General features: G+C 53.5%; 1 protein-coding gene. It reads right to left on the bottom strand.

What is annotated here, in order from left to right; all coding sequences use genetic code 11:
- Positions 1 to 245, bottom strand: a 245-nt coding sequence (locus SB756_RS33895; RefSeq protein ID WP_410913740.1) for a solute carrier family 23 protein, incomplete at both ends; no start/stop codon positions are given.

Here is a 245-nt window from a genome sequence, read left to right as displayed (position 1 = left end):
AGTCATGCCAACGCCGAGACTGATCGCCACAATATAGAGGTTGTAACGGTTGGTGGTGTAGTTACAGCGCGACAGAATTCGAATCCCTGTCGCCAGTACCATGCCGAACATCACCAGCCCAGCGCCGCCCAGCACAAATTGCGGAATGGAGGCGACCAGCACCGCCATTTTTGGCACCATGCCAAACAGGATTAATATAATTCCCGAAGAAATACACACCCAGCGGCTATGAACACGCGTCACGC

Origin of the sequence: Pseudomonas sp. SIMBA_068 (assembly GCF_046534705.1) — a bacterium.
In the GTDB taxonomy this organism is placed as follows: domain Bacteria; phylum Pseudomonadota; class Gammaproteobacteria; order Pseudomonadales; family Pseudomonadaceae; genus Aquipseudomonas; species Aquipseudomonas putida.
Note: the sequence above shows the minus strand (reverse complement) of the source record. Positions and strands in the feature narration are given on the sequence as shown.